The organism is Rahnella sp. PAMC25617 (genome assembly GCF_050606005.1).
Lineage (GTDB): Bacteria > Pseudomonadota > Gammaproteobacteria > Enterobacterales > Enterobacteriaceae > Rahnella > Rahnella variigena.
Map to the genome: position 1 here is coordinate 982,236 of NZ_JBOCUM010000006.1, position 25,494 is coordinate 1,007,729.

General features: G+C 53.1%; 23 protein-coding genes and 1 other RNA gene. 6 read left to right on the top strand and 18 right to left on the bottom strand.

Features of this window, described 5'->3' with window-relative positions; translation table 11 throughout:
• Window positions 1-84: 84 nt before the first annotated feature.
• The 6 genes from gcvH to ACM615_RS10685 form a co-directional block, all read right to left on the bottom strand.
• Window positions 85-471 (bottom strand): glycine cleavage system protein GcvH, encoded by a 387-nt coding sequence (gcvH, locus tag ACM615_RS10660; protein WP_129637938.1) that lies wholly within the window; start codon window positions 469-471, stop codon window positions 85-87.
• 62 nt (window positions 472-533) lie between these two features.
• Complete coding sequence (gene gcvT / locus ACM615_RS10665; RefSeq protein ID WP_431011861.1) at window positions 534-1,631, bottom strand: glycine cleavage system aminomethyltransferase GcvT; 1,098 nt, start codon at window positions 1,629-1,631, stop codon at window positions 534-536.
• Window positions 1,632-1,940: 309 nt separating this feature from the next.
• Complete coding sequence (gene ubiI / locus ACM615_RS10670) at window positions 1,941-3,167, bottom strand: FAD-dependent 2-octaprenylphenol hydroxylase (protein WP_113878251.1); 1,227 nt, start codon at window positions 3,165-3,167, stop codon at window positions 1,941-1,943.
• Window positions 3,168-3,184: 17 nt separating this feature from the next.
• The gene (ubiH, locus tag ACM615_RS10675; RefSeq protein ID WP_431011862.1) at window positions 3,185-4,363 is read right to left on the bottom strand and encodes a 2-octaprenyl-6-methoxyphenyl hydroxylase; all 1,179 of its coding nucleotides are present in this window, start codon (window positions 4,361-4,363) and stop codon (window positions 3,185-3,187) included.
• A 1-nt stretch (window position 4,364) separates the two neighbouring features.
• Complete coding sequence (pepP, locus tag ACM615_RS10680) at window positions 4,365-5,681, bottom strand: Xaa-Pro aminopeptidase (protein ID WP_431011863.1); 1,317 nt, start codon at window positions 5,679-5,681, stop codon at window positions 4,365-4,367.
• A 56-nt stretch (window positions 5,682-5,737) separates the two neighbouring features.
• On the bottom strand, window positions 5,738-6,310 hold the full coding sequence (locus tag ACM615_RS10685; RefSeq protein ID WP_120506533.1) for a YecA family protein: 573 nt from the start codon (window positions 6,308-6,310) through the stop codon (window positions 5,738-5,740).
• A gap of 253 nt (window positions 6,311-6,563) precedes the next feature.
• Here ACM615_RS10685 and zapA point away from each other — a divergent pair, with 253 nt between their 5' ends.
• From zapA to asr, 4 genes are all read left to right on the top strand, one after another.
• The gene (zapA, locus tag ACM615_RS10690) at window positions 6,564-6,893 is read left to right on the top strand and encodes a cell division protein ZapA (RefSeq protein ID WP_112290630.1); all 330 of its coding nucleotides are present in this window, start codon (window positions 6,564-6,566) and stop codon (window positions 6,891-6,893) included.
• Between the two features lie 47 nt (window positions 6,894-6,940).
• A non-coding RNA gene (ssrS, locus tag ACM615_RS10695) (6S RNA) lies at window positions 6,941-7,124 on the top strand.
• A gap of 39 nt (window positions 7,125-7,163) precedes the next feature.
• Window positions 7,164-7,760: a 5-formyltetrahydrofolate cyclo-ligase gene (locus tag ACM615_RS10700; RefSeq protein ID WP_129637935.1), complete on the top strand. Its 597-nt coding sequence runs from the start codon at window positions 7,164-7,166 to the stop codon at window positions 7,758-7,760.
• A gap of 272 nt (window positions 7,761-8,032) precedes the next feature.
• The gene (asr, locus tag ACM615_RS10705; protein WP_113878248.1) at window positions 8,033-8,506 is read left to right on the top strand and encodes an acid resistance repetitive basic protein Asr; all 474 of its coding nucleotides are present in this window, start codon (window positions 8,033-8,035) and stop codon (window positions 8,504-8,506) included.
• 361 nt (window positions 8,507-8,867) lie between these two features.
• Here the strand turns inward: asr and serA are convergent, their stop codons facing one another.
• Window positions 8,868-10,106, bottom strand: coding sequence for a phosphoglycerate dehydrogenase (serA, locus tag ACM615_RS10710; protein WP_112288973.1), 1,239 nt, complete (start codon window positions 10,104-10,106; stop codon window positions 8,868-8,870).
• 338 nt (window positions 10,107-10,444) lie between these two features.
• Window positions 10,445-11,107, bottom strand: coding sequence for a ribose-5-phosphate isomerase RpiA (gene rpiA, locus ACM615_RS10715; RefSeq protein ID WP_112288974.1), 663 nt, complete (start codon window positions 11,105-11,107; stop codon window positions 10,445-10,447).
• Between the two features lie 227 nt (window positions 11,108-11,334).
• Between rpiA and ACM615_RS10720 the strand changes: the two genes are divergently transcribed.
• A complete protein-coding gene (locus ACM615_RS10720) occupies window positions 11,335-12,237 on the top strand; it encodes a LysR family transcriptional regulator ArgP (RefSeq protein WP_112288975.1) in 903 nt (300 codons plus the stop codon).
• Window positions 12,238-12,265: 28 nt separating this feature from the next.
• Here the strand turns inward: ACM615_RS10720 and ACM615_RS10725 are convergent, their stop codons facing one another.
• The gene (locus ACM615_RS10725; protein ID WP_129637934.1) at window positions 12,266-13,159 is read right to left on the bottom strand and encodes a LysR family transcriptional regulator; all 894 of its coding nucleotides are present in this window, start codon (window positions 13,157-13,159) and stop codon (window positions 12,266-12,268) included.
• A 121-nt stretch (window positions 13,160-13,280) separates the two neighbouring features.
• On the opposite strand from ACM615_RS10725, the gene ACM615_RS10730 reads away from it, so the two are divergent.
• Entirely contained in the window at window positions 13,281-14,105 is an 825-nt protein-coding gene (locus ACM615_RS10730; RefSeq protein WP_113878244.1) for an SDR family oxidoreductase, read from the top strand.
• 74 nt (window positions 14,106-14,179) lie between these two features.
• On the opposite strand, the gene ACM615_RS10735 is transcribed toward ACM615_RS10730, so the two are convergent.
• From ACM615_RS10735 to pgk, 9 genes are all read right to left on the bottom strand, one after another.
• Window positions 14,180-14,944, bottom strand: a complete 765-nt coding sequence (locus ACM615_RS10735; RefSeq protein ID WP_431011864.1) for an oxidative stress defense protein — start codon at window positions 14,942-14,944, stop codon at window positions 14,180-14,182.
• 123 nt (window positions 14,945-15,067) lie between these two features.
• Window positions 15,068-15,685 carry an arginine exporter ArgO gene (gene argO, locus ACM615_RS10740; protein WP_112288978.1) on the bottom strand — a complete coding sequence of 206 codons (618 nt, stop codon included), beginning with the start codon at window positions 15,683-15,685 and terminating at the stop codon, window positions 15,068-15,070.
• Between the two features lie 209 nt (window positions 15,686-15,894).
• A complete protein-coding gene (gene mscS / locus ACM615_RS10745) occupies window positions 15,895-16,782 on the bottom strand; it encodes a small-conductance mechanosensitive channel MscS (protein WP_159281282.1) in 888 nt (295 codons plus the stop codon).
• 135 nt (window positions 16,783-16,917) lie between these two features.
• Window positions 16,918-18,186: an MFS transporter gene (locus ACM615_RS10750; RefSeq protein ID WP_129637932.1), complete on the bottom strand. Its 1,269-nt coding sequence runs from the start codon at window positions 18,184-18,186 to the stop codon at window positions 16,918-16,920.
• A gap of 60 nt (window positions 18,187-18,246) precedes the next feature.
• Window positions 18,247-21,345, bottom strand: coding sequence for a beta-galactosidase (locus tag ACM615_RS10755; protein ID WP_431011865.1), 3,099 nt, complete (start codon window positions 21,343-21,345; stop codon window positions 18,247-18,249).
• A 149-nt stretch (window positions 21,346-21,494) separates the two neighbouring features.
• Entirely contained in the window at window positions 21,495-22,577 is a 1,083-nt protein-coding gene (locus ACM615_RS10760) for a LacI family DNA-binding transcriptional regulator (RefSeq protein ID WP_129637930.1), read from the bottom strand.
• A 24-nt stretch (window positions 22,578-22,601) separates the two neighbouring features.
• Entirely contained in the window at window positions 22,602-22,982 is a 381-nt protein-coding gene (locus tag ACM615_RS10765) for a lysozyme inhibitor LprI family protein (RefSeq protein ID WP_112288983.1), read from the bottom strand.
• A 133-nt stretch (window positions 22,983-23,115) separates the two neighbouring features.
• Window positions 23,116-24,195: a class II fructose-bisphosphate aldolase gene (gene fbaA, locus ACM615_RS10770; RefSeq protein WP_112288984.1), complete on the bottom strand. Its 1,080-nt coding sequence runs from the start codon at window positions 24,193-24,195 to the stop codon at window positions 23,116-23,118.
• Between the two features lie 129 nt (window positions 24,196-24,324).
• A complete protein-coding gene (pgk, locus tag ACM615_RS10775) occupies window positions 24,325-25,488 on the bottom strand; it encodes a phosphoglycerate kinase (protein WP_113878239.1) in 1,164 nt (387 codons plus the stop codon).
• Between the last annotated feature and the right edge of the window lie 6 nt (window positions 25,489-25,494).

A 25,494-nucleotide genomic window follows, 5' to 3' on the forward strand; every position in this document is an offset into this window, starting at 1 on the left:
TGGAGGTGTCTTGGGATACTGACAAAAGCTACGGGTCGGGATCTGCCCCGCAAGCGGGTTGCGGGGCGGGTAAACAGTGTTTAATCAGTCTTCAATGGATGCTGAATAGGCTTCTGCATCAAGCAGCTTAGCCAGTTCGCTTTCGTCTGACGCTTTAATCTGGAACAGGAAACCGGTGCCGTAGGGCTCGCTGTTTACCAGCTCCGGAGAACCTTCCAGTTCGCCGTTAACCGCAACGATTTCGCCGCTGATTGGAGAATAAATATCTGACGCCGCTTTGACGGATTCAGCTACGGCACAGTCTTCACCGGCAGCGACTTGGCGGCCGACTTCTGGCAGATCAACGAAAACCATGTCGCCCAGTAATTCCTGCGCGTGTTCGGTGATGCCTACGGTGTAAACGCCGTTGCCTTCTGAACGTACCCACTCGTGGGAAGAGGCGTATTTCAAATCTGCTGGAACATTGCTCATGTTACTTTCTCCAAAAAAGTGCTTAATTCAGCGTTAACTGGATAATTTTTATTACGAATTCTTTACTGCACCAGTGGTTTGCCGTTACGGACAAAACCTGGCTTAGTGACTTTTACCGGCATTTCGCGGTTACGGATTTGCACAATAGCGTTTTCGCCAATGCCCGCCGGAACGCGCGCCAGTGCAATACTGTAGCCGAGCGTCGGAGAGAATGAGCCGCTGGTGATCACGCCTTCCAGCGTGTTGCCCGCGCTGTCGTTGAATCGCACCGGCAGTTCGTTACGCAATACGCCTTTCTCGGTCATCACCAGGCCGACCAGCTGTTCAGTGCCCTGCTCGCGCTGTCTTTCCAGTGCGTCACGGCCAATAAAGTTACGGTCTTCCGGTGCCCATGCGATGGTCCAGCCCATGTTGGCCGCCAGTGGTGACACGCCTTCGTCCATTTCCTGACCGTAGAGATTCATGCCAGCTTCCAGACGCAGCGTGTCGCGTGCGCCCAGACCGGCGGGTTTCACGCCTGCGGCCAGCAATTTCTGCCAGAAATCGGCCACCAGCTCTTGCGGCAGCGCGATTTCATAACCCGCTTCGCCGGTATAACCGGTGGTGGCGATAAACAGATCGCCCGCCTGAACGCCAAAGAACGGTTTCATGCCCGCGACCGCTTGTTTTTGTTCAGCGGTAAACAAGGTTTCCGCTTTTTCTTTCGCCTGCGGCCCCTGCACAGCGACCAGCGCCAGATCATCACGCACCGTCAGTTCAACAGCGTACGGTTCTGCATGCTGCGAAATCCATGCCAGATCTTTCTCACGAGTAGCGGAGTTAACCACCAGACGGAAATAATTTTCGTTGAGGAAGTAAACGATCAGGTCGTCTATCACGCCGCCGGACGCATTGAGCATGCCGGTGTACAGCGCTTTGCCGGGAACGGTGAGCTTGGCGACATCGTTCGCCAGAAGATAACGGAGGAATTCACGGGTACGGGCACCGTGGAGATCGACAATGGTCATGTGCGAGACGTCAAACATACCGGCATCCTGACGCACGATGTGGTGTTCATCCAGCTGAGAGCCATAATGCAAAGGCATCATCCAGCCGTGGAAATCGACCATACGCGCGCCGCACGCAACATGTTGTTCATAAAGCTGAGTCTGCTTAACCATCTTATTCCTCATTTAATTAAGTGCATAAACAGCACACCGCGCAAACGATACCCTCGCTCGAACTTACCACTGAATAAGCTCACTAACCATAAGTTAAAATATGCAGAGCGGGATAGATGTCAGTGATTTCACAAGGGCATTGTGCAGAGTTTTTGACTGGCAAACTGGGGTTTGTGACGCAAAATCTACAAATAAACATCAAAAGTGTCGATGTTATATAACGACAAGGCCGGATTTCTCACCATTTGCAGAATGAGAAATCCGGCCCCGGATTAGAAAATGTAATGGAAAAACTGAGCTGAAATTAGATTATTTCAATCGAAGTGAATCGTCCTGTAACCACTCAGGTAAATCATTCAGCCCCATCGCCTGACGCACCAGTTTCGGTTTCACGCCCGGAAGAGAATCCGCCAGCGTCAGGCCGATATCCCGCAACAGTTTTTTGGCAGGATTGTCACCGGCAAACAGTTCGCGGAAGCCCTGCATACCCGCCAGCATCAGCGCGGCGCTGTGTTTACGACGGCGCTCGTAACGGCGCAAATACATGTGCTGGCCGAAATCTTTGCCTTCTTTTTGCAGTCTTCGGATTTCAGATGCCAGTTCAGCAGCATCCATGAAACCTAAATTGACGCCCTGACCGGCCAGCGGATGCACGGTGTGCGCCGCATCGCCCACCAGCGCCAGACGTGGCCCGGCAAAGCTGCGGGCATAACGACCGGTCAGCGGGAAGGTCAGCCGCTCGCTTTCTACGGTACAAATACCCAGGCGCAGGTCAAAGGTACTGGCGAGGATTTTGTTGAACTCTTCAGGCTCCAGCGCGCTCAGGCGCTGCGCTTCATCTGGCGAAACTGACCAGACAATAGAAGATAAATGGGTATCGGCCAGCGGCAGAAATGCCAGAATGCCTTCGCCGTGGAAGACCTGGCGTGCAACAGACTGGTGCGGCTCTTCAGTGCGGATGGTCGCAACCAGTGCATGATGGCGATAATCCCAGAATGTCAGCGGGATATCAGCGTGCTGACGCAGCCACGACTGCGCGCCGTCCGCGCCGACCACTAACCGTGCAGTGAGCTGACGATCATCATTGAGGGTGATAAACGCCTCGTTTTCGCCCCACGCCACATTTTTCAATGTGGCCGGCGCGAGCAAAGTGATGTCGGAAGATTGTTCCGCACGTTGCCATAAGGCCCGATGTATCACCTGGTTTTCAATGATGTGGCCGAGATGGCTGAAACCGTACTCTTCGCCACGGAACGCGATTTTACCGAAGCTGTCGCGATCCCAGACTTCCATCCCCTGATAGGCATTGGCACGCTGAGCAATAATGTTGTCCCAGACGCCGATATATTTCAGCAGACGTTCACTGGCAGCATTAATAGCTGAAACCCGTAAACCCGGCTGTTCCGGTAACGGTGAATCGAGATCGGGTTGCTGGTTTTCCAGCACCGCCACGCGCAGACCGCTGCCCTGTAAACCACACGCCAGCGCCAGACCCACCATTCCGCCACCGGCGATAACCACATCAAAAGATTGCATAATTTTTCCTGTAAGGCTTAACGGTCAACCCAACCTAAAGTTCTGCGGGTGAACGCATCGCGCAACGGCGTAATGCCTTCCATCGCCAGTAAACCGAGATTACGTCCGACCATTAGCGGCAGCCAGCGGTTGGCAAAAAGGTGGATCAGGCCATCGGTCACGCCGACGGTTGCCTGTTGATCGGGCTGGCGGCGCTGCTGATAGTCACTCAGTACGCGGTAACTGCCGACATCGCTGCCATTCGCCGTCGCATTAGCCAGCGTTTCCGCCAGTGTCATGACATCACGCAGACCGAGATTAAACCCCTGTCCGGCAATCGGATGCAGCGTTTGTGCTGCATTGCCGACCAGTGCCAGACGATGGCTGATATGACTGTTGGCTTGCTGTAATTGCAGCGGATAGCTGAAACGTTTACCGGCCTGTTTTATAGTGCCCAGACGCCAGCCAAACGCTTTTTGCAGCTCGCTGAGGAACTGCGCTTCGCTCCAGTGATCAATCTCTTCTTTCGCTTCGCGCGGATGACACCAGACCAGCGAGCTGCGTCCATCGGACATTGGCAGCAGTGCCAGCGGCCCGTGTTTTGTGAAGCGCTCAAAAGCACGATTGTTGTGCGGCTCGCTGGTTGCCACGTTGGCAATGACAGCGATCTGACCATAATCCTCACGCTGCCAGCCAATGTTGCAGGCTTTCGCCAGCGAAGAATGTGAACCGTCAGCGGCGACAAGCAGCTGCGCGGTCAGCGTTTCACCGGTATCAAGCGTGACACTGGCAGAATCCTGCGAACGCGCGACATCCGTGACTTTCGCCGGGCAATGCAGCGTGACGCCGGAGGCATTTTTCAGCATGGCAAACAGCCGTTTGCCGACTTCATGCAACTCAACCACCTGCCCGAGCGCTTCGACGCCGTAATGCGCAGCATTGAGATTCACAAAAGCCGCATGACCACGATCACTGACGTGAATATCACGTATTGGCGTGGCGATAGCTTTCAGGGCCGGCCAGATGCCAGCACGGGCTAACTGCTGGCAGGTTCCCTGTGCCAGCGCAATCGAGCGGGCATCAAAACCAGGATGTCCATGATGATCCGGTGCAGTGGCTTCCACCAGATGCACCGGCAAACTGCCCTGCGTCAGCGAGGAAATCGCCAGCGCCAGCGAGGCACCGGTCATTCCGCCGCCAACAATGACTATGCTCATATTATTTCTGTGCCGCCGCCATTAATGCTTCAATTTCATCGGCTTCTTTCACCACATCGCCGGTCAGAATTTCAATGCCGGTGGCGGTGATCAGAATGTCGTCTTCGATACGGATACCGATGCCACGGTAAGCTTCGGGTACGTCCGCGTCCGGCGCGATATACAGGCCCGGTTCAACGGTCAGTACCATGCCAGGTTCCAGCGTACGGCTGCGATCTGCCGAGCCGTAATGCCCCACGTCATGAACGTCCAGCCCCAGCCAGTGCGATAAACCGTGCATGAAGAACTGTTTGTGCGCCTGCTCAGCGTAAAGGGTTTCAACGTCGCCCTTCATCACGCCGAGTTTGATCAGGCCTTCAATCATCACGCGCACTGCGGCTTCGGTTGCGGCCTGAATGCTGCTGCCCGGCCCGAAGACTTCCAGCGCTTTGTATTCTGACGCCAGCACGATGTCGTAGATTTCGCGCTGCGCTTTGCTGAATTTGCCGTTCACCGGGAACGTACGGGTGATATCACCGGCATAGCCCTGATATTCACAACCGGCGTCGATCAGCACTAAATCGCCGTCACGCAGTTCGCATTCATTTTCGGTGTAATGCAGAATGCAGCCGTTTTCGCCGCCGCCCACGATGGTGTTGTAGGACGGATAACGCGCGCCTTGACGGTTAAATTCGTGATGAATTTCGCCTTCAAGCTGATATTCAAACATGCCCGGACGACATTTTTCCATCGCACGGGTATGCGCCAGCGCGGTAATGTGTCCGGCACGGCGCATGATGGCGATTTCTTCCGCTGATTTGAACAGGCGCATGTCGTGCACCCACGGACGCCAGTCAATGACAGTCGCAGGAGCAGAGAAATTCTGGCGGAAGCCTTTGCGCAGTTTTTCCATGGCACGGTTTACGATTTCATCGGCATAGGCGTAATCGCCTTGCGCGTGATACACCACATCAAGGCCGTTGAGCAGCAGATGCAACTGGTCGTTGATGTCGTCAAAAGGCAGCGCTTTGGTCACGCCAAGTTTGGCGGGCGCGGCATCCTGACCTAAACGACGGCCAAACCAGATTTCAGCGGTGAGATCACGCACACGGTTAAACAGTACGCTGTGGTTATGATTTTCATCACTTTTCACCAGGATAAGCACCGCTTCCGGTTCATTGAAACCGGTGAAGTACCAGAAATCACTGCTCTGACGATACGGGTATTCACTGTCAGCACTGCGTGTTGCTTCCGGCGCAGAAAAAATTATCGCAGCGCTTCCCGGTGCCATCTTCGCTAACAGCGCCTGACGACGATTCTCAAACTCTTGCTGAGTCATCACCTTCTCCTGAAATCGTTTTAATGTGTGCAATGTTCGGTTAATGCCATCAACCATTAATGCAATGTACGGTGGTTTTCCGCAGCCGTCGGGCGGCTGTGACCAAATTCACCAAAGCAAAGAATCGCTGCGACGCGAACGTATTCGACAACTTCCTCTAAAGATTGCGCCAGTTGTTCCTGATCTTCATCTTCGTCGTAACCGAGTTGCGCGATGCTACGCAAATCATCGATAGCTTCACCAACTTCGCCTTTCACTTTAGCGAGTTTCGGCTGCATCATGCCCAGACCGAGCAGGAAATGGTTCACCCATCCGGCCAGCGCATCGGCACGCTCAAAGACGTGTTTCTCATCGTCAGGCATCAGCATTTTAAATTCAAAGCTGTCATCTTCGAGGGTATCTGACGTCACTTTGCGCAGTTGTTGCAGCAAATCTGCCAGCGTGTGCGGGAAGGCCATGCCTTCGTTCGTCAGGTCATGCACCATCGTCAGCCAGCTGCCGTCGCGATTGCCACCGCACAGCAAGCCACTGATCAAACCGTGCATTTCTGCTGCGGTCAAAGCAACCGATTGTTGTTTCAGGTTTTGATCCAACGAATCGTAAGTAGGGTAAGTATTCTCAATAGACATGCGCATTCGCCATCGTTGGTCGGTTAAGTTCGTGTTATGCTACCACCAAGGTCTGTCGTAGTACCAGATTAGCAGCCCGCGATGGGGTGGTATAAGGCATGAATGGCACGCCCTGAACAATCGGGCAGCAGTCAGCCGGTCATGGGGTTGTAACCTGGTATTGAGATAGTTATAGTGGCGCCCGCTTCCAACATCCTGCGCCAGGTCGTAGTGGTCACGTTGGGGCGGACGAATAAATCAGCAGGAAGGTGGCATGTCTGCACAACCGGTAGATATTCAAATTTTTGGTCGCTCTTTACGAGTGAATTGTCCGCCAGAACAACAGGAAGCACTGAATCTGGCAGCTGATGATCTTAATCAGCGGTTGCAAGATCTGAAAGTTCGCACTAGAGTCACCAATACAGAGCAACTGGTTTTCATCGCGGCATTAAACGTATGTCACGAACTTGCTCAGGAAAGGTTGAAAACACGCGACTATGCATCCAATATGGAACAACGCATTCGGATGCTGCAACAAACCATCGAGCAAGCTTTGCTCGAACAAGGCCGGATCTCTGAACGTGAAGGGGCGCCTTTCGAATAACACACGTTGCTGACTGACTGGTCACAGGTCGTCAGAAACGGTAAAAAATTTCTCTGAGATGTTCGCCAGCGGGCCCGTCCCCTGAGCCGATAATTAGTACCAACAGAATGTGATGATCCGTAATCGGTGCGCATGCTCGGTCCGTCCGAGAAGCCTAAAGACTGCGACAGCACGTTCACCTTGAACCATGGGTTCAAGGGTTACAGCCTGCGACGGCATCTCGGAGATTCCCCTTTCTTTTCGGTACATCCCTTTCTGGTGTTTGTATCTATGCCCTACACTCCTCATTTCGCTTCAGCCCGACAAATTATCCGCACTGAAATTCGCCAACGCAGAAACGCTCTGACCGCTGAGCAGCAAACGCATTTTGCCCATCAGGCCGCAGAACGTGTCGCTACGCATCCTGAGATTCAATCCGCAAAAACCATTTCCGTCTTTCTGTCTTTTGATGGCGAGCTGGATACAGCCCCCCTGATCGACCGCTTATGGCGCGAAGGTAAGCAACTTTGCCTGCCGGTACTACACCCTTTCTCTGCGGGTAATCTGCTTTTTCTGCGTTATACGCCCGAAACACCGCTGGTCCGCAATCGCCTCAAAATCCTTGAGCCGCAGCTGGACGTCGCACAGGTCATTCCTTTATTACAGCTGAATATCATCCTGACGCCACTGGTCGCCTTCGACAGCACCGGGCAACGTTTAGGGATGGGTGGCGGCTTTTATGACCGTACTCTGGAAAACTGGCAGGAAGGCGGGCCGTATCCGATAGGTCTGGCGCACGATTGCCAGCATGTGGATGCGTTGCCGACAGAACACTGGGATGTGCCGTTACCTGAAGTAATTACGCCAGGTAAAGTATGGACATGGTAATGCCAGACAATAAAACATCGCTGTAAAGCGCAGATACGCCATAAGCTGCGAGCAATCTTTAAGTATGTTGTAACTAACCAGAGTGTCTTTACGCCAAACCACACATCATCCCCCACTAACACTCTGAAATAAAACACATCTCTTTATTTATACATACCGTTACACGCCGATACCAATCACTCACGGACAGCGCTGTTCGTCACGCCTATTATTCTCTCACCGGCCCCGCAGTGGGGTGGACACATAAACCAAAAATTCTTAAGGAATTACACATGAAAAAAGTATTAGCTCTGGTTGTAGCCGCTGCAATGGGCCTGTCTTCAGTTGCTTTCGCTGCTGAAACCACCGCAACTCCAGCACCAGCTGCAACAGCAACTACCGCTGCTCCGGCTCATGCGACCAAACACAAAGCACACAAAAAACCTGTGCAAAAAGCCCAGGCTGCCAAGAAACACAAAAAAGCAGCTAAGAAAGCGCCAGTAGCTCAAAAAGCCCAGGCTGCCAAAAAACACGTGAAACATGCTAAGAAAGCTGCACCAGTAGCTCAGAAAGCCCAGGCTGCTAAAAAACACGTGAAACATGCCAAGAAAGCTGCACCGGTAGCTCAGAAAGCCCAGGCTGCTAAAAAACACGTGAAACATGCCAAGAAAGCTGCTCCGGTAGCTCAGAAAGCTCAGGCTGCTAAAAAACACGTGAAACATGCTAAGAAAGCTGCTCCGGCTGCAAAAGCAACGCCAGCAGCATAAGAAGTAACGAAGAAGTCTTCGTGAGTATTACTGCTCACTCTTATCAAGACTGTTAATTTAACACCCGGCTCGCCGGGTGTTTTTTTCTCCGGTTTTTATTCTGAGGTACTGACAGATGACACTGCGCCGCTACCAGTTTGAAATCACCCTGTCATCATTGATCCTTTGTGGTCTGGTCGCCCTCTCCTTTTACTTCTGAATGCTTTTTACTTCTGAGTGCTTTTAACTTCTGAATGATTAGTCATCCCGGTAAGATCCCCTCCCGACATTCTTCACTTTCCTGATATCCCTTCTTTATTTCTCTGAAACCAGAAAGCAAAAAACCGCCTTTCGGCGGCTTTAATATTTACGACTGATGTAATCAGTACAGCAAACGTGCGCGGATGGTGCCCGGAATGGCCTTCATCAGTTGCAGCGCGGTAGTCAGCGTATTGATATCCGTTTCTGCATCAATCACCACATAACCGATTTCAGGGCTGGTTTGCAGGTACTGCGCAGCAATGTTGATACCCTGTTCCGCAAAAATCTGGTTGATGCTGGTCAGCACACCCGGACGATTTTCGTGGATATGCAGCAGACGGCTGGCTTTCTCGGTATGCGCCGGCAGAGAGGCTTCAGGGAAGTTAACCGCTGACAGCGTTGAACCATTGTCAGAGTACTTCGCCAGTTTGCCTGCGACTTCCAGACCGATACCTTCCTGCGCTTCCATTGTCGAACCGCCGATGTGCGGCGTCAGCAATACGTTGTCGAATTCACACAGCGGAGAATTGAACGGGTCGCTGTTAGTCGCCGGTTCTTCCGGGAAGACGTCGATAGCCGCACCGGAAAGATGTTTGTTACGCAGCGCATTGCACAGCGCAGGAATGTCGATGACCGTACCACGTGAGGCGTTGATCAGCAGTGCGCCCGGCTTCATCTGCGCCAGCTGCACTTCAGAAATCATGTCTTTGGTTCCTGCTGTTTCCGGCACATGCAGCGTGACGACGTCGCTGGTATTGAGCAATTCTTCCAGTGTGGCAATTGGCTGCGCGTTGCCTAAAGGCAGTTTGCTTTCGATGTCATAATAGAAGACGCGCATCCCCAGGCTTTCCGCCAGAATCCCCAGCTGCGTACCAATGTGGCCGTAACCGATGATACCCAGACGTTTACCGCGCGCTTCAAACGAGCCGACAGCCAGTTTGTTCCAGATACCGCGGTGCGCCTTGGCGTTAGCTTCAGGAATGCCACGCATCATCAGCAGCATTTCGCCCAACACCATTTCGGCAACCGAACGGGTATTGGAGAACGGTGCATTGAAGACCGGAATACCGCGACGGGTCGCCGCTTTCAGGTCAACCTGATTGGTCCCGATACAGAAACACCCAACAGCCACCAGTTTTTCGGCTGCCTGGAACACTTCTTCAGTCAGCTGAGTACGCGATCGGAGTCCAACAAAGTGCGCATCACGGATCGATTCTTTCAGCGACTCCGTATCTAAAGCACCTTTGTGAAATTCAATATTGGTGTAGCCCGCGGCGCGGAGTGTATCAACCGCACTTTGGTGGACGCCTTCCACTAACAAAAATTTAATCTTGTCTTTCTCAAGTGATACTTTTGCCATTTCCCGACCCTATATTTTTCTGGCTGAAATCGAACTGCTAGGTGACTGCTCACAGTCAACATAACAAAAAATCCGCCATCATCAATACAAACGATAGCCTGACAGGCAGCAGAAGGCTCACCTCGCCAGAGGGTTTTCAGCATTTCGTGCTGGTTAGATTTTATGGAGCCAGACGTTCAGGAGGAGAATTTCAGGAATGTGACATAAGTCACCAAATTAAGGCTTTTGAAGAAAAGATGATTCAGCCAGAAAATTATCATCTTCATAACATTGTGTTATGACAGGAGTGTGTCTGGCTGCTTTTATCTGAGCAGCCAGATCTTCTGCTTATCGCTGGATTATTTCAGCTTAACAGTTTTAACGCCTTCAGAAGTCCCGACCAGCGCCACGTCAGCACCACGGTTAGCAAACAGGCCGACGGTCACGACACCGGCGATCCCGTTGATCTTATTTTCCAGCGCGATGGCATCCATAATGCTCAGGTTATGCACGTCGAGGATCACGTTGCCGTTGTCGGTCAGGACATTCTGACGGTACTCCGGCAGGCCACCGAGTTTCACCAGTTCACGCGCGACATAAGAGCGGGCCATCGGGATCACTTCTACCGGCAGCGGGAATTTACCCAGCACATCAACCTGCTTGGAAGCATCCACGATACAGATGAATTTTTTGGCAATCGCCGCAATGATTTTTTCGCGGGTCAGCGCTGCACCGCCGCCTTTGATCATCTGCATTGCGCCGTTGATTTCATCCGCGCCATCAACATACACATCCAGCGAGTCCACTTCGTTGCTGTCGAAAACGTGGATGCCTAAGCTTTTCAGTTTTGCGGTAGAGGCGTCTGAGCTGGAAACCGCGCCTTCAATCTGGCCTTTGATGGAACCCAGTGCGTCAATGAAATGTGCGGCGGTAGATCCGGTACCGACACCGACAATGGTGCCCGGCGTGACGTAATCCAGTGCGGCCCAGCCAACTGCTTTTTTCAATTCTTCCTGCGTCATAATGGCTTCTCTGTCTGATAACACGAAAGTGGCGTGAATGATTCGATGTAACGAATAGTGCCGGTGATTATAAAGCATGTCCCGCCAATATGGATAAACATCACCGCAGCCAGATCACACTTATTAAGTGCAATTGTGCAGCAAACACAAAGATTTTCCTCACCACAAATCCTGACAATCTGTGGCATAGTGTTCGGATAAAATTAAATCTAAGGGACAGAACTCCGATGAAACGCCCGGACTATAGAACGCTGCAGGCACTGGACGCGGTGATCCGCGAGCGCGGTTTTGAGCGCGCCGCACAGAAGCTTTGCATCACTCAATCGGCGGTCTCTCAGCGCATTAAACAACTGGAAAATTTGTTCGGCCAGCCTTTGCTGGTGCGTACCGTGCCGCCTCGTCCGACCGAGCAGGGTCAGAAATTACTGGCATTACTGCATCAGGTGGAATTGCTGGAAGAAGAGTGGCTGGGCAGTGACAGCAATAATGAAAGCAATGATACGCCGCTGCTGCTTTCGCTGGCGGTGAACGCCGACAGTCTGGCGACATGGTTGTTACCGGCGCTGAAATCGGTGCTGGTCGATTCACCTATCCGTCTAAATTTGCAGGTGGAAGATGAAACTCGCACGCAGGAACGTCTGCGTCGCGGCGAAGTGGTCGGTGCGGTGAGTATTCAGCCACAGCCGCTGCCGAGTTGTCTGGTGGATCAGCTGGGTGCGCTCGACTATCTGTTTGTCGGCTCCAGGCCCTTTGCGGATCGCTACTTCCCGAACGGCGTGACACGCTCTGCTTTGCTGAAAGCGCCTGCAGTGGCGTTTGACCATCTGGACGATATGCATCAGGCGTTCCTGCAACAGAACTTCGATTTGTCGCCGGGCAGCGTGCCGTGCCACATCGTTAACTCGTCGGAAGCCTTCGTGCAGCTGGCCCGTCAGGGCACCACCTGCTGCATGATCCCGCATCTGCAAATCGAGAAAGAACTGGAAAGCGGCGAACTGATCGACCTGACACCCGGCCTGTTCCAGCGCCGTATGCTTTACTGGCACCGTTTTGCGCCCGAAAGCCGCATGATGCGTAAAGTCACTGACGCGCTGATCGCCCACGGTCATCAGGTGTTGCGTCAGGACTGATGAAAATATCCGGTATGGAAAGCGGTGCTTAACCGCTTTTCTCCCGGACCATTTCGATCAATGCCCGCAAAGCCGCAGGTACATGACGGTTTCCCGAGAAATACAGAAACAAACCAGGGACAGGCGGACACCAGTCTTCCAGCACCGCGATTAAGCGCCCCTCTTTCAGCGCTACCCGCGCATAATCTTCCGGAACATACGCAATCCCCAGCCCGTCCTCTGCGGCCTCAACCATCAGTTGTGTATTGTCCAGCGTCAGATTTCCGGGCACATCAATTGCCACTTCCTCTGCGCGTTTTTGAAATTCCCAACGATAGCGTTTGCCGCTGGGCAGACGCTGCCGCAAACACTGATGACGAGCAAGGTCATCCGGCGTTTCAGGGGCCGGATACACAGCAAGATAATCCGGTGATGCTACGGCCAGAAATCGTAAATCGGGGCTGAGCCGCACAGCGATCATGTCCCGTGGAACCGCTTCTCCCAGCCGGATCCCCGCATCAAAACCCTGCCCGACAATATCCACCAGCTTTCCTTCCGCCACCAGATCCAGCGTCACACCGGGATAACGCGTCATGAACTCTGGCACAATATTCCGCAACAACAGGCGGATAGCGCCTTCGCTGCCGTTAATGCGCAGTTCACCGGTCAGTCGCCCCTGCTCACCCGCGACATCCTCCAGCGCGGCATCCAGCCCGCTCATTAGCGGATCGATGCGTTTCAGCAAGCGTTCGCCCGTTTCAGTCAGCGACACACTGCGCGTAGTGCGGTGCAAAAGGCGTGCGCCAAGGCGATCTTCCAGCCCGCGCATAACGTGGCTGAGCGACGATCGCGTGATGCCCAAAAGATCGGCGGCGCGGCGGAAACTCCCGTGTTCGGCGATAGCCATAAAGGCCCGGAGTTCTGCCAGAGTCGGTTTGTTCATGGATGGCGTGTTCATTGGTGGTTAATGTTCACCTGTTCATGCAGTTTATTGGGTATTAACGCACCAATAGTATTGCCCTACCCTGAATGTCTGGCAACGTCTGTAATTGAGGAATTTGAGAATGACAAAGACATGGTTTATTACCGGAACATCCACCGGCCTCGGACGCCTGCTCACCGGGCAGCTGCTTCTGCGCGGCGACAGGGTGATCGCCACATTACGCAAACCGGGCGCGCTTGACGACTTGCTGGCAAGTTATGGAGATCGGCTGCAAATCCTCATGCTCGATATCACCGATACATCGGCTATCCGAACCGCCGTCGGCGCTGCATTTGCCAAAGCCGGACGTATAGATGTGGTGGTCAGTAATGCCGGTTACGGCCTGTTTGGCGCAGGTGAAGAAGTCAGTGACGGGCAAATCGAAAGACAGATCGCCACCAATCTGGTGGGTTCTATCCAGCTTATCCGCGCCGTTTTGCCACACCTGCGCGCACAAGGAGGCGGCCGGATTGTGCAGGTTTCATCAGAAGGCGGGCAGATCGCTTATCCGAATTTCAGCCTATATCATGCAACAAAATGGGGAATTGAAGGATTTGTCGAATCGGTGGCGCAAGAGGTGAAACCGTTTGGTATCGACTTCCTGATTATTGAACCGGGCCCGACCAGTACGGAATTTGGCGCAGGTCTGGATCACGCCGAGCCGATGGACTGCTATGAAACCACGCCTGCCGGTGAAGTACGCCGTGCGATTGCATCCGGTGATTTCGCCATTAAAGGCGACGCGCTGAACACCGTCAGGGCGATGATCGCCGCTGCCGATGAAGTGAATCCGCCGCTGCGTCTCGCGCTCGGCAGCACGGCTTATGTGTCGGTCAGTCAGGCACTGACAGAAAGATTACGGGTACTGGAGGCACAAAAAGACGTAACGTTTTCAGCAGATAAATAGCCGTAACCGGTGGCATTAAATTCAGAAAACAAAAAACCCGCCGGAGCGGGTTTTTCATTTTCACGGCGTCAGGTTTACTGAGCCGGTGCTGGTGCTGGTGCTGGTGCTGGTGCTGGTGCTTGCGGCTGCAATTCGAACACCACATCGACCTGATCGTCGAAGTGAATACTCTGCTGCTCATAGGTCTGCGCGACATCGCTCTGCCCTGCGGCTTCGGCGGTTTTATACATACGCGCCACCGGCATTGGCTGGTAGTTAGCCACGTGATAACGAATGCTGTAAACCGGCCCCAGTTTGGTATTGAAGCCTTCAGCCAGTGATTTCGCCTGCTGAGTAGCGTTTTCGATGGCTTTCTGACGCGCTTCATCACGGAATTTATCCGGATTAGCCACGCCCAGTTCAACCGCACGCACTTCATTCAGACCTGATTTCAGTGCGCCATCCAGCAGTTCGTTCAGTTTATCCAGCTGACGCAAAGTCACCTGCACCTGACGCACAGCACGGTAGCCTTTCAGCTGTGAGGTGCCGTCTTTCAGGTAATTGTATTCCGGCTGAGTACGCAGGTTGGCCGCATTGATATCTTTTTTCTCAATGTCGTTTTTTTGCAGGAACGCATAATAGGCCGCTACGCGTTCATCAGCCTGTTTCTTGGCGCTGGCTGAATCATTCGCCGACACGCTGACTTCAATCGCCAGCGTCGCGATATCCGGCGTCGCATCAACACTCGCCGTGCCTGACGTCACCACGTGCGGTCCGGCAGGTAATTCCGCCGCCTGCAACGCCAAAGGTAATGTCCCTAATCCCAACATCGCTGCTACAGCTAATGCTTTCAGTTTCACAGTGCCTCCATTAATCATCAAAGATCTGGCAATAGATAGGTCAAAACAATCTGCGAAACCGTAGCATAATCCGTTACAACTGAAACTAAGATTAGTGACAAAAGCTGATTTAAGGCTAAAAACTTAAAGCACACCGGTCTGGCGAGCCAGTTGTACGGCAATGCCCCACATGATCACGCCAACGATAAAATTAATGACCCGCTGCACTTTGCCGGTATTCAGCCACGGCGCCAGCATCGCGGCGAGGATAGCCAGCCCGAAGAACCACATCACCGATGCACTGACCGCACCGAGCGCAAACCACGAACGCTCATCGGGGCTCAGGCTGCCACCCAGACTGCCGAGTACCACGAAAGTATCGAGATATACGTGCGGATTCAGCCAGGTGACCGCCAGCATGCTGACGACAATTTTCCAGCGGCTTTGCTTCGCGACTTCGGCCTGCGCCAGTTCAGGATTTTTGCTGAATGCGGTACGAAATGCGCCCCAGCCATACCACAGTAAAAAAGCCACACCGCCCCAGCTCACCAGTAACAGTAATGTCGGAGATTGACTCAGCAGTGCGCTGCCGCCAAAGATGCCGCCGCAGATCAGCGCGATATCGCTCAGCGCGCACAATCCGGCAATCATCAGGTGATACTGACGGCGGATGCCCTGATTCATTACAAACGCATTCTGCGGGCCAATCGGTAAAATCATTGCGGCGCTCATCGCCAGTCCTTGCAGGAAAATAGCCAGCACGGAGAACTCCTTCGAGAGTTGATAACAGAGGGTTGATGACAAAGTGTTAATAACAAAGATTGCGCGCAGTGTAAGGGCTTTGCTGGCATAAGAGGAAATGGATATTTCTAATCGCTCATTAGGCTGGCTTATCAGCGACGGGCTGAAACGTCAGGCATGAAAAAGGCGCCCGCAGGCGCCTGAGAAAATCGGAATCTGGCAGGAATGTGTTATTCGAACGAGCGACGTTCTTCCTGCTGGTTGCCTGCCGCATTCGCGACCTGATAAAGGTGAACATCCATCTGCGGATAGGCAATGTTGATGTTGTTTTTATCCAGTGCGCGTTTGAACGACTCAAGCAAATCCCATTTCAGGTTCTGCGCATCACCGTTGCTGGTCCATGCGTACACGATGAAATTCAGGGTTGAGGCTGCCATTTCGTTCAGACGAACCACAACGTCTTTATCTTTCAAAACACGCGGATCGGCACTGACGATCTCGGTCAGGAGTTGCTTAACCAGATCGATGTCAGAGTCATAACCCACGCCAATGGTCAGGTCGATACGGCTGGTCGGTTCGCGGGAGTTGTTGATGATGTTACCAGCGATGATTTTACCGTTTGGCACCACAATGATTTTGTTGTCCGGCGTACGCAGGGTGGTGGAGAAAATTTGTACCTGAGTGACAGTACCCGCCACACCACCAAGGTCAACATATTCACCGGCACGGAACGGACGGAAGATCACCAGCAAAACGCCGGCTGCAAAGTTAGACAGTGAACCCTGCAATGCCAGACCGACGGCGAGACCGGCGGCACCGATAACCGCAATCACGGACGTGGTTTGCACGCCGATCCGTCCCAGAACCGCAATCAGCGTGAACGCAATAATCGCGTAACGCACCATGGCGGAAAGGAAGTCGGAAACCGTAATATCAATGCCACGAACCTTTAAAACCCGGCTGACGGCACCGGAAACGATGCGGGCGATAATCATACCGACAATCAGAATGAAAATAGCGGCCACAATATTCACAGCGTAATGAAGCAGTAAGGCCTGGTTTCTTACCAACCAGTTGCCAGCATTATTAATGCTGCCTACAACGTTCAAATCATCCATTTAAAGTACCCCAAAATTACACCCTGACGGGCTGCAAGAAATCAAAGCTGCCCGACGATGCGGGCAGCAAGTGTGCTTTAAGGTTAACTAACAATGCGATGAAGTGCCAATCCTGTGGGAAAGACTTCAGATAAATTAAGAATTTGCGTGGCTGTTTTTCAGCGCTTCGGGCGTTTTGAAGGCCTGCAATGGCCCGCGACCACTCAGCGTAAAGGCTGAGATTATCGTGAAGGTCAGTGCGACCAAGCCCAGGATCAGATACGTTCCGTGGAAACCGATACGGTCATACATATTGCCCGCGAACACCGACATAAAGATGATTGCCACCTGTTTGAAGAAGCAGAACGTCACCAGATAAATCGTCGCGGAGAAGCGCACCTCAAATACGGACGTAATGTATTTAAAACAACCGACAATCAGGAACGGCACCTCGAACATATGCAGAGTTTTCAGTACCACCACTTCCAGCGGTGATGACGCGAAAGACGAGCCGATGATGCGTACAGACATAATTGTCCCGGCCAGCAGCAGCGCATTCTTGCCACCAATGCGGTTCACAATCAGCGGCGCGAAGAACATGATACAGGCGTTAAGCAGTTCGCCCATGGTGGTCACATAGCCAAAGACGCGCGTCCCTTCAGAAGATGATGTGAAGAACGAGGTAAAGAAGTTGGCAAACTGCTGGTCAAACACGTCGTACGTGCAGGAAACGCCGATGACGTACAACGCCAGGAACCACAGTTTTTTATCTTTCAGCAGTTCGACGGCCAGTTTGAGATTGAACGGTTTGCTGTTCGCGCCCAGTTCGTTAGCCACGCGGGCGCTGGAGGTGACTTCAGGTTTGGCGATCAGCAACAGAATCGCGAGGATCACCGCACAGCCGGAACCAAGCCAGAACACGAACTCATTGTTGATGGTGAACATGATACCGACTACCGACGCACACAGCGCCCAGCCGACACAGCCAAACATGCGGGCACGACCAAATTCAAAGCTGCTGCGGCGGCTGACTTTCTCAATATAGGCTTCAATGGCAGGCGCACCGGCGTTATAAATCAGGCCAAGGTAAATCCCGCCAACGACCGAACCGAGATAAATATTAATTTTCAGTAACGGGCCAAACACGTAGATAAAGAATGGCGCGAACAGGATCAGCATACCGGTGATGATCCACAGCAGATGCTTTTTCAGCCCCAGTTTATCGGCGAGTAAACCGAACACCGGCTGGAATAACAGCGAGAACAGCGAAATGCTGGCGAAGATAATGCCGGTGTCGCTTTTGCTGATCTGGTTAATATCATGCAGCCAGATCGGGAAAAACGGGAAGTAGGCACCCATGATGAAAAAGTAAAAGAAGAAGAACAGCCCGAACATCCAAAAGTTAGTATTTTTCAGGTAATACATAAGCATTTTCCTTACGTCTGAATATTGCGCCGCCGGGGATTAACACGGCGGCGCAGGCTGTCAGGCACGTTTCATGGTGAACGAATAATGATACTGACCGGCTGTCAGCAGGAAATCCGGGCTGACGCTCGGGCTCCACGAATCATCGCCGCCGACGCCCATATGGAAGCCGTCGATGTTCAGCCAGGTGCCCTCTTCTTCACGCAGTAAATGACGATGACTGGTCTCCATCAGCTGTTGCAGGCTGTAGCGGCTAAGACCAAAGTGGAAATTACCGCGCAGTTTCCATCCGGCATATTCCAGCTCACGGGTATCTCCGCGCAGGCCATTTTCGGTCGGAAAAACGTATGGGGTATAGAGTTCGCCAAGTGGCAAAGTCCATCGCCCATGTTGTGCGGCCAGACGGCGATCCGGGTAGTTTTCGTGTGGCCCCAGCCCCAGCCAGCTGACGTTTTCTGCTGTTTCTGCCAGCTGACAGGTCAGGCCAATGCGCCCCGGCGACGGGACGTTTGATGCCACGCGAACATCGGCACTGATATGTAACTCGCCCTGATTATCGATGCGGAAAATTTTGCGGCTCAGCAGGCGCATTTCCTCGCCCGCCATAAACGCGTGCGTGGTAATAATCACCACGCCGTCCTGCAACTGATCGGCGGAGATATTCAGCAGACGCGATTCCAGCTGATACATGCCGGCGGCTTTCCAGCGCTCCACCCAGGCATTCGGATCGATACGCGTGACCTCACTGACGCCGATATCGTTATCTACCGGCGCACGGACAAACTGGTCGCGCAGTGCGCTAAGCAGGCGCGGCGTTTTGCCATCAAACCACTGTTCCAGCTGGCCGGTTTGCTGACTGAAATGCCAGCGTTGCGCGCCGTGTACTACGGAAATCAGGTCGCCCTGCTGATCCAGAACCGGCGCAGCGGCGGAGATTTTCTCCGGCACCGGCAAGGTCAGCGGCTGCGGCAGTTGCCATTGATCCCATGCGCTGCGATGCCCCGCTTCTGACCACGCAGTTGCCTGCGGCTGGTGTACTGCGACGTTCAGCCACAAATCACCTTCTGCCTGCGGGATATCGCCCAGCTCTAACGTTTGTTTACCGCATGGCGCGATATTCAGTACCGTTTCGCCCTGCGAGATGACTTCGCCGTCACATTCAATGCGCCAGACTAACTGTTCGTTATCACTGTGACGGAACAGGTATTCACTGTGAATTTCCAGCGTCAGCGGCGAGGTGCCGGTCAGGGAGAACTGGAAGAATTGCTGGGCGCGCTGCGCTTCGAACAAGGACGGATGCGGCGTCCGGTCGGCAAATACCAGACCATTCATGCAGAACTGACGATCGTTTGGCGTATCGCCAAAATCGCCGCCGTAAGCCATATAACGTTCGCCGTCTTCGCCGGTACGCAGCAGACTCTGATCGACCCAGTCCCAGACAAAACCGCCCTGCAAGCGCGGGAACTGACGGAAGGCTTTCCAGTATTTATCGAAACCGCCGAAGCTGTTACCCATCGCATGAGCGTATTCGCAGAGGATCAGCGGACGTGTTTCATCCGGCATGCTGATCCACTTTTTAATCGACCATTTTGGTACCGCCGGGAACGGCTGATCTTGCTCAACGCGGGAATACATCGGGCAGATAATGTCAGTTGCAGCACTGTTAGCGCCGCCGCCTTCGTACTGCACAGGACGGGTCGGATCGACAGATTTGATCCAGCGGTACAGCGCGTCGTGGTTTGCGCCATGCCCGGATTCGTTGCCCAGTGACCAGATGATGATGCACGGATGATTGCGGTCGCGCTGAACCATACGTGTAACGCGTTCGCTGAAAGCGTTGAACCATACCGGATCGTCCGACAAACGGTTCATCGGTTGCATGCCGTGGGTTTCAATATTGGCTTCATCGACCACATACAGACCGTATTCGTCACACAGCTTGTACCACAGCGGATGGTTCGGATAATGCGAGCAGCGCACGGCGTTAAAGTTGTGCTGTTTCATCAGCACAATGTCACGGCGCATGGTGGCTTCATCCATCACCTGACCGTTTTCAGGATGATGTTCGTGGCGGTTGGTGCCGCGGATCAATACCGGCTGACCGTTCACTTTCAGCAGCCCGTTGCTGATTTCCACCTGACGGAAACCGACGTCACAGGCTTCGGCTTCTATAAGCTGGCCTTGCGGAGAAATAAGGGAAATCACGGCACGATACAGCGCCGGTTGTTCTGCGCTCCATAAAACCGGCTGGCTGACCGGCAGGCGCAGCGTAGTGCGGTCATATGCCGCCCCGCGCTCATCGATAATGTCGCTGCCTAGCGGTTGCTGATGTTCTGCGACCGGTTTATCGCCCTGCCATAACTGGACGCGCACCTGATAATCAGCTGCATTTTCCTGCGGCACGGCGGCACTGACCTGCACTTCCAGCTCGGCCTGCGTGAAGCCATGGAACAGATGCGTGCGCACCTGGTAATCCGTAATCTGCTCCACCGGTTTATGCATCAACGTGACATCACGGAAGATGCCGCTCATGCGCCACATATCCTGATCTTCCAGATAGCTGCCATCGCTCCAGCGCAGCACCATCACCGCCAGACGGTTTTCACCCGAGTGCAGCACATGACTGAGATCGAATTCCGCCGGTAAACGGCTGTCCTGCGAATAGCCGATCCACTGACCGTTGCACCACAAATAGAACGCTGAATTGACGCCGTTAAACACGATGCGCGTCTGTCCGTTGCTCAGCCAGTCTTTATCCACAGAAACTGTGAGCGAGTAACAACCCGTAGGATTTTCTTCAGGCACAAACGGCGGATTGACAGGGATCGGATACTGTACGTTGGTATAAATCGGTGCGTCATAACCTGCCAGTTGCCAGTTGGATGGCACCTGTACGGGATCTGCATCCGCCAGATCCTGCTTTAGCCATTGCTCCGGGACCGCTTCCGGACGAGTGAAATAGCTGAATGCCCATTCGCCGTTCAGGCTGCGTACTTTTTCTGATGGCTGATTTTCTCTGGCTTCCTGAGCATTACGCCAGCTGCTGAATGGCGGATGCGCAGGTAATCTGTTGCACTGCGTCGAGGCAGGTTTTTCCCAGTCACGGCGGGCCAGAACAGTGGCCAGCGATGATAACTTATCTTCCGCTGATGAATTCATAATTTCTCCCCGGTAAATTGTTATGCGCTCACAATAATATAAACATGCGTAACCGAAGAGAGTAAGTAAAGCGCAGGGATGCGGGAAAGGGACGCGGATCACAAAATCCGCGCCATGGACAATTAAATGAGGAACGGACTAAAAGAAGATCAGAGCGCGCTGAGCTGACGGGCGATGCGGATCAGTTCCTGCGACAACGCTTCCTGTGACACATTTTCTGCGCCAGGTCGGGCGGTGGTGTGGCGCTCAACCAGGGACGTGGGCAGCAACAGCGAGTCGCTGTGGTGATCGCCGTGATTATGCAGATGATCCACCAGCCGGTTGACGCTCTCGTGACCGAGCAGACGGAAATCCTGTTTAATGGTGGTCAGCGGCGGGAAGAAAAAGGCGCTGTCTTCGGTATCGTCATAGCCAATTACCGAGATTTGTTCCGGCACCCGCAGGCCAAACTCGTGCACAGCGCGCAAGACGCCGAGCGCCATCTGGTCATTGGCGACCAGAATCGCCGTCGGGCGCACCGGCTGATTGAGCAGTAATAACGCCTGCTGATAACCCGACGCTGCGCTCCAGTCGCCGTGCTGAACCACACAGGGCGTAATATCGTGCGTCGCCAGCGTATTCAGCCAGCCTTCATAACGCAGGCGCGCTGAGATGGATTCAAGCGGGCCAGTCAGCACCGCGATCTGCTGATGGCCGAGCGCCAGCAAATGCTCTACGCCCTGCTTCGCCCCGCAGTGCGGATCGAACAAAATTTTGAAGACGTCAGCTTCTGGATCCACATCCAGAAACAGCGCAGGTAAATTGCCACAAAGCTGTGCGATTGCAGCCGCATCGTCATTCGACAGCGGCACATTAATCAGCACGCCGTCCACCCGCTGCGACATCAGTTCGTTCACCGCCGTGCGACAGGCGGCCAGACTCAGGTTATCAATCATCGAAATCACGACGTTGAAACCTAACTGGTTTGCGCGGGTTTTCATCGCCGATGCGATTTGTGATGGGGCATGCAGCGCCAGTTCGGTGGTCGCCAGTCCGAGGGTGAAGCTTTGTTTACCCGCCAGTTGCTGGGCAACGCGGTTCGGAACGTAATTGAGCGCAGCCATCGCCTGTTCGACTTTGTTGCGCGTTCTTACCGACACGTGCGCTGCCTGATTCAGTACGCGCGAAACGGTCTGATAGGACACACCCGCGTGGCGCGCGACATCATCAAGGGTGACAGATTTTGGCTTCATGGCTTTCTACCTTCAGACTTCATGTTAAGGACAGCTTAAATCGCCTTCTTCGCAGTGCAGAATGTCATTAATTTCTTTGGTGCGCTGCTCGGTTTTCTGTTGCAGACAGCCGGAATAGATCATCGGCTGAACAGAACCCCCGTCAACGCCGGAAGACATAAACGCGCAGTCGTTGTCACGAAATGCAATCCAGCTGCGCTGGGCTGCTTTGAATTTGGTTTGCTGCTCCGGTGAAAGCTGCGCCATTTTTTGTTTGTAGGCCTGATTTAACAACGCATCACTGCGTTTGAAATCCTGTCCGGCACAGATGTTCATATCCATCTGCGTCGTGGCATTTTTACAGTCGGTTTCAGCAGCATGAACAAAAGAAGTCAGGGCAAATAACGCGAACAACGCTATGCGCATAATTTTCTCCGCCAGGGGCGTTTCCGTTAACAGGACTGACATTGTGAAGATAAAACGGGCAATAAAAAAGGGGCCGAAGCCCCTTTGACGATTATCCTCACATTCCGGTGGTCAAGCACCGGAAGCGTAAGAATTACAGTACGTCGATTGCGTTCAGTTCTTTGAATGCCAGTTCCAGGCGAGTCACCATGGAAGACTGTGCAGCACGCAGCCATACGCGCGGGTCATAGAATTTCTTGTTAGGTTTGTCCGCGCCTTCCGGGTTACCCAACTGACCTTGCAGGTAAGCTTCGTTTTTCTTGTAGAACTGCAGGATACCGTCCCAGTTAGCCCACTGGGTGTCGGTGTCGATGTTCATTTTGATAACACCGTAGCCTACAGATTCTTTGATTTCTGCTGCAGTAGAACCGGAACCGCCGTGGAAGACGAAGTTCAGGCTGTTGTGTGGCAGGTTGTGTTTCTTGCACACGTATTCCTGAGAATCACGCAGGATCGTTGGAGTCAGTTTGACGTTACCTGGTTTGTAAACCCCGTGTACGTTACCGAATGACGCAGCGATAGTGAAACGCGGGCTGATAGCGTTCAGTTTTTCGTATGCGTAATCAACGTCTTGCGGCTGAGTGTACAGTGCAGATGCGTCCATATGGCTGTTGTCCACGCCATCTTCTTCACCGCCGGTGCAACCCAGTTCGATTTCCAGAGTCATGTCGATTTTTGCCATGCGAGCTAAGTACTTGCTGCAAATTTCGATGTTTTCTTCCAGGGATTCTTCAGACAGGTCGATCATGTGTGAAGAGAACAGTGGTTTACCGGTTTTAGCGAAGTGAGCTTCACCCGCGTCCAGCAGACCGTCGATCCATGGCAGCAGTTTCTTCGCGCAGTGGTCGGTGTGCAGGATGACTGGCACGCCGTAATGTTCTGCCATCTGATGTACGTGGTGTGCGCCAGAGATTGCACCCAGGATTGCCGCGCCTTGTGGCACGTCAGTTTTCAGGCCTTTACCTGCGATGAACGCAGCGCCACCGTTAGAGAACTGAACGATAACCGGTGAACGGACTTTCGCAGCAGCTTCGAGAACGGCGTTGATAGAGTCGGTGCCTACGCAGTTAACCGCTGGCAGAGCAAATTTGTTTTCTTTAGCAATAGCGAAAACTTTCTGTACATCATCACCAGTGATAACGCCTGGTTTTACGAAATCAAAAATTTTAGACATAGTTCTTTGTCCTGTATTCGTCGGCCGTAGATGGATTGAATCGGTTTGCTATGTCGCGCGAGTTCCACTGTGCAGCCCCTCGCGCGGCAAAGAAGAACAGGAAGCCGTAAGCTTCCCGCTCAGGGTTCATTACTTCTTAGCACGCTCTTCCAGCATCACAACCGCTGGCAGTGCTTTCCCTTCAACGAATTCCAGGAATGCGCCACCGCCAGTGGAGATATAGGAAATTTTGTCAGCGATACCGAACAGGTCGATAGCCGCCAGAGTGTCGCCGCCGCCTGCGATAGAGAATGCTTCGCTGTCAGCAATGGCCTGCGCCACAATCTCGGTCCCTTTACGGAAGTTAGGGAACTCGAACACGCCTACAGGACCATTCCAAAGAATGGTTTTAGCGTTTTTAATGATCTCAGCCAGGCGGTATGCAGACTCATCGCCCATGTCGAGAATTTGTTCGTCATCTTTGATGTCTTTAACAGACTTCACAGTTGCAACGGCTGTTTCAGAGAACTCAGTTGCCACGCGAACATCTGTAGGAACAGGAATGTCGCAGGTTTCCAGCAATTTGCTTGCGGTACCGACCAGATCTGCTTCGTACAGGGATTTACCGACGTTGTTGCCTTGAGCAGCCACGAAGGTGTTCGCGATACCACCGCCAACGATCAGCTGGTCAGCGATTTTGGACAGGGAATCCAGAACGGTCAGTTTGGTAGAAACTTTAGAACCGCCAACGATAGCTACCATCGGACGAGCCGGGTTACCCAGTGCTTTACCCAGTGCTTCCAGTTCTGCAGACAGCAGCGGACCGGCACACGCGATAGGCGCAAATTTGCCCACGCCGTGAGTAGAAGCTTGCGCGCGGTGCGCAGTACCGAATGCGTCCATCACATAGATGTCACACAGGGCAGCATATTTTTTGGACAGTGCTTCGTCGTCTTTCTTTTCGCCTTTGTTGAAGCGAACGTTTTCCAGAACAACCAGCTCGCCTTCTGCAACTTCAACGCCATCAAGGTAATCTTTGGCCAGACGCACTGGAGATTTCAGATGTTCTTTCAGGTAGTTAACAACCGGCAGCAGAGAAAACTCTTCGTTATATTCGCCTTCAGTCGGACGACCCAGATGCGAGGTAACCATCACGCGTGCGCCTTGTTTCAGGGCAATTTCGATGGTTGGTAAAGAAGCGCGGATACGTGCATCTGACGTTACTTTGCCATCTTTAACTGGCACGTTCAGATCGGCACGGATCAGTACGCGTTTACCCGCTAAATCCAGATCGCTCATCTTAATAACAGACATGGTGAA

Bases quoted from the DNA above. Each gene is read 5' to 3' on its own strand.
- gcvH (WP_129637938.1), bottom strand. From the start codon at position 471: ATGAGCAATGTTCCAGCAGATTTGAAATACGCCTCTTCCCACGAGTGG.
- gcvT (WP_431011861.1), bottom strand. From the start codon at position 1,631: ATGGTTAAGCAGACTCAGCTTTATGAACAACATGTTGCGTGCGGCGCG.
- ubiI (WP_113878251.1), bottom strand. From the start codon at position 3,167: ATGCAATCTTTTGATGTGGTTATCGCCGGTGGCGGAATGGTGGGTCTG.
- ubiH (WP_431011862.1), bottom strand. From the start codon at position 4,363: ATGAGCATAGTCATTGTTGGCGGCGGAATGACCGGTGCCTCGCTGGCG.
- pepP (WP_431011863.1), bottom strand. From the start codon at position 5,681: ATGACTCAGCAAGAGTTTGAGAATCGTCGTCAGGCGCTGTTAGCGAAG.
- ACM615_RS10685 (WP_120506533.1), bottom strand. From the start codon at position 6,310: ATGTCTATTGAGAATACTTACCCTACTTACGATTCGTTGGATCAAAAC.
- zapA (WP_112290630.1), top strand. From the start codon at position 6,564: ATGTCTGCACAACCGGTAGATATTCAAATTTTTGGTCGCTCTTTACGA.
- ACM615_RS10700 (WP_129637935.1), top strand. From the start codon at position 7,164: ATGCCCTACACTCCTCATTTCGCTTCAGCCCGACAAATTATCCGCACT.
- asr (WP_113878248.1), top strand. From the start codon at position 8,033: ATGAAAAAAGTATTAGCTCTGGTTGTAGCCGCTGCAATGGGCCTGTCT.
- serA (WP_112288973.1), bottom strand. From the start codon at position 10,106: ATGGCAAAAGTATCACTTGAGAAAGACAAGATTAAATTTTTGTTAGTG.
- rpiA (WP_112288974.1), bottom strand. From the start codon at position 11,107: ATGACGCAGGAAGAATTGAAAAAAGCAGTTGGCTGGGCCGCACTGGAT.
- ACM615_RS10720 (WP_112288975.1), top strand. From the start codon at position 11,335: ATGAAACGCCCGGACTATAGAACGCTGCAGGCACTGGACGCGGTGATC.
- ACM615_RS10725 (WP_129637934.1), bottom strand. From the start codon at position 13,159: ATGAACAAACCGACTCTGGCAGAACTCCGGGCCTTTATGGCTATCGCC.
- ACM615_RS10730 (WP_113878244.1), top strand. From the start codon at position 13,281: ATGACAAAGACATGGTTTATTACCGGAACATCCACCGGCCTCGGACGC.
- mscS (WP_159281282.1), bottom strand. From the start codon at position 16,782: ATGGATGATTTGAACGTTGTAGGCAGCATTAATAATGCTGGCAACTGG.
- ACM615_RS10750 (WP_129637932.1), bottom strand. From the start codon at position 18,186: ATGTATTACCTGAAAAATACTAACTTTTGGATGTTCGGGCTGTTCTTC.
- ACM615_RS10755 (WP_431011865.1), bottom strand. From the start codon at position 21,345: ATGAATTCATCAGCGGAAGATAAGTTATCATCGCTGGCCACTGTTCTG.
- ACM615_RS10760 (WP_129637930.1), bottom strand. From the start codon at position 22,577: ATGAAGCCAAAATCTGTCACCCTTGATGATGTCGCGCGCCACGCGGGT.
- ACM615_RS10765 (WP_112288983.1), bottom strand. From the start codon at position 22,982: ATGCGCATAGCGTTGTTCGCGTTATTTGCCCTGACTTCTTTTGTTCAT.
- fbaA (WP_112288984.1), bottom strand. From the start codon at position 24,195: ATGTCTAAAATTTTTGATTTCGTAAAACCAGGCGTTATCACTGGTGAT.
- pgk (WP_113878239.1), bottom strand. From the start codon at position 25,488: ATGTCTGTTATTAAGATGAGCGATCTGGATTTAGCGGGTAAACGCGTA.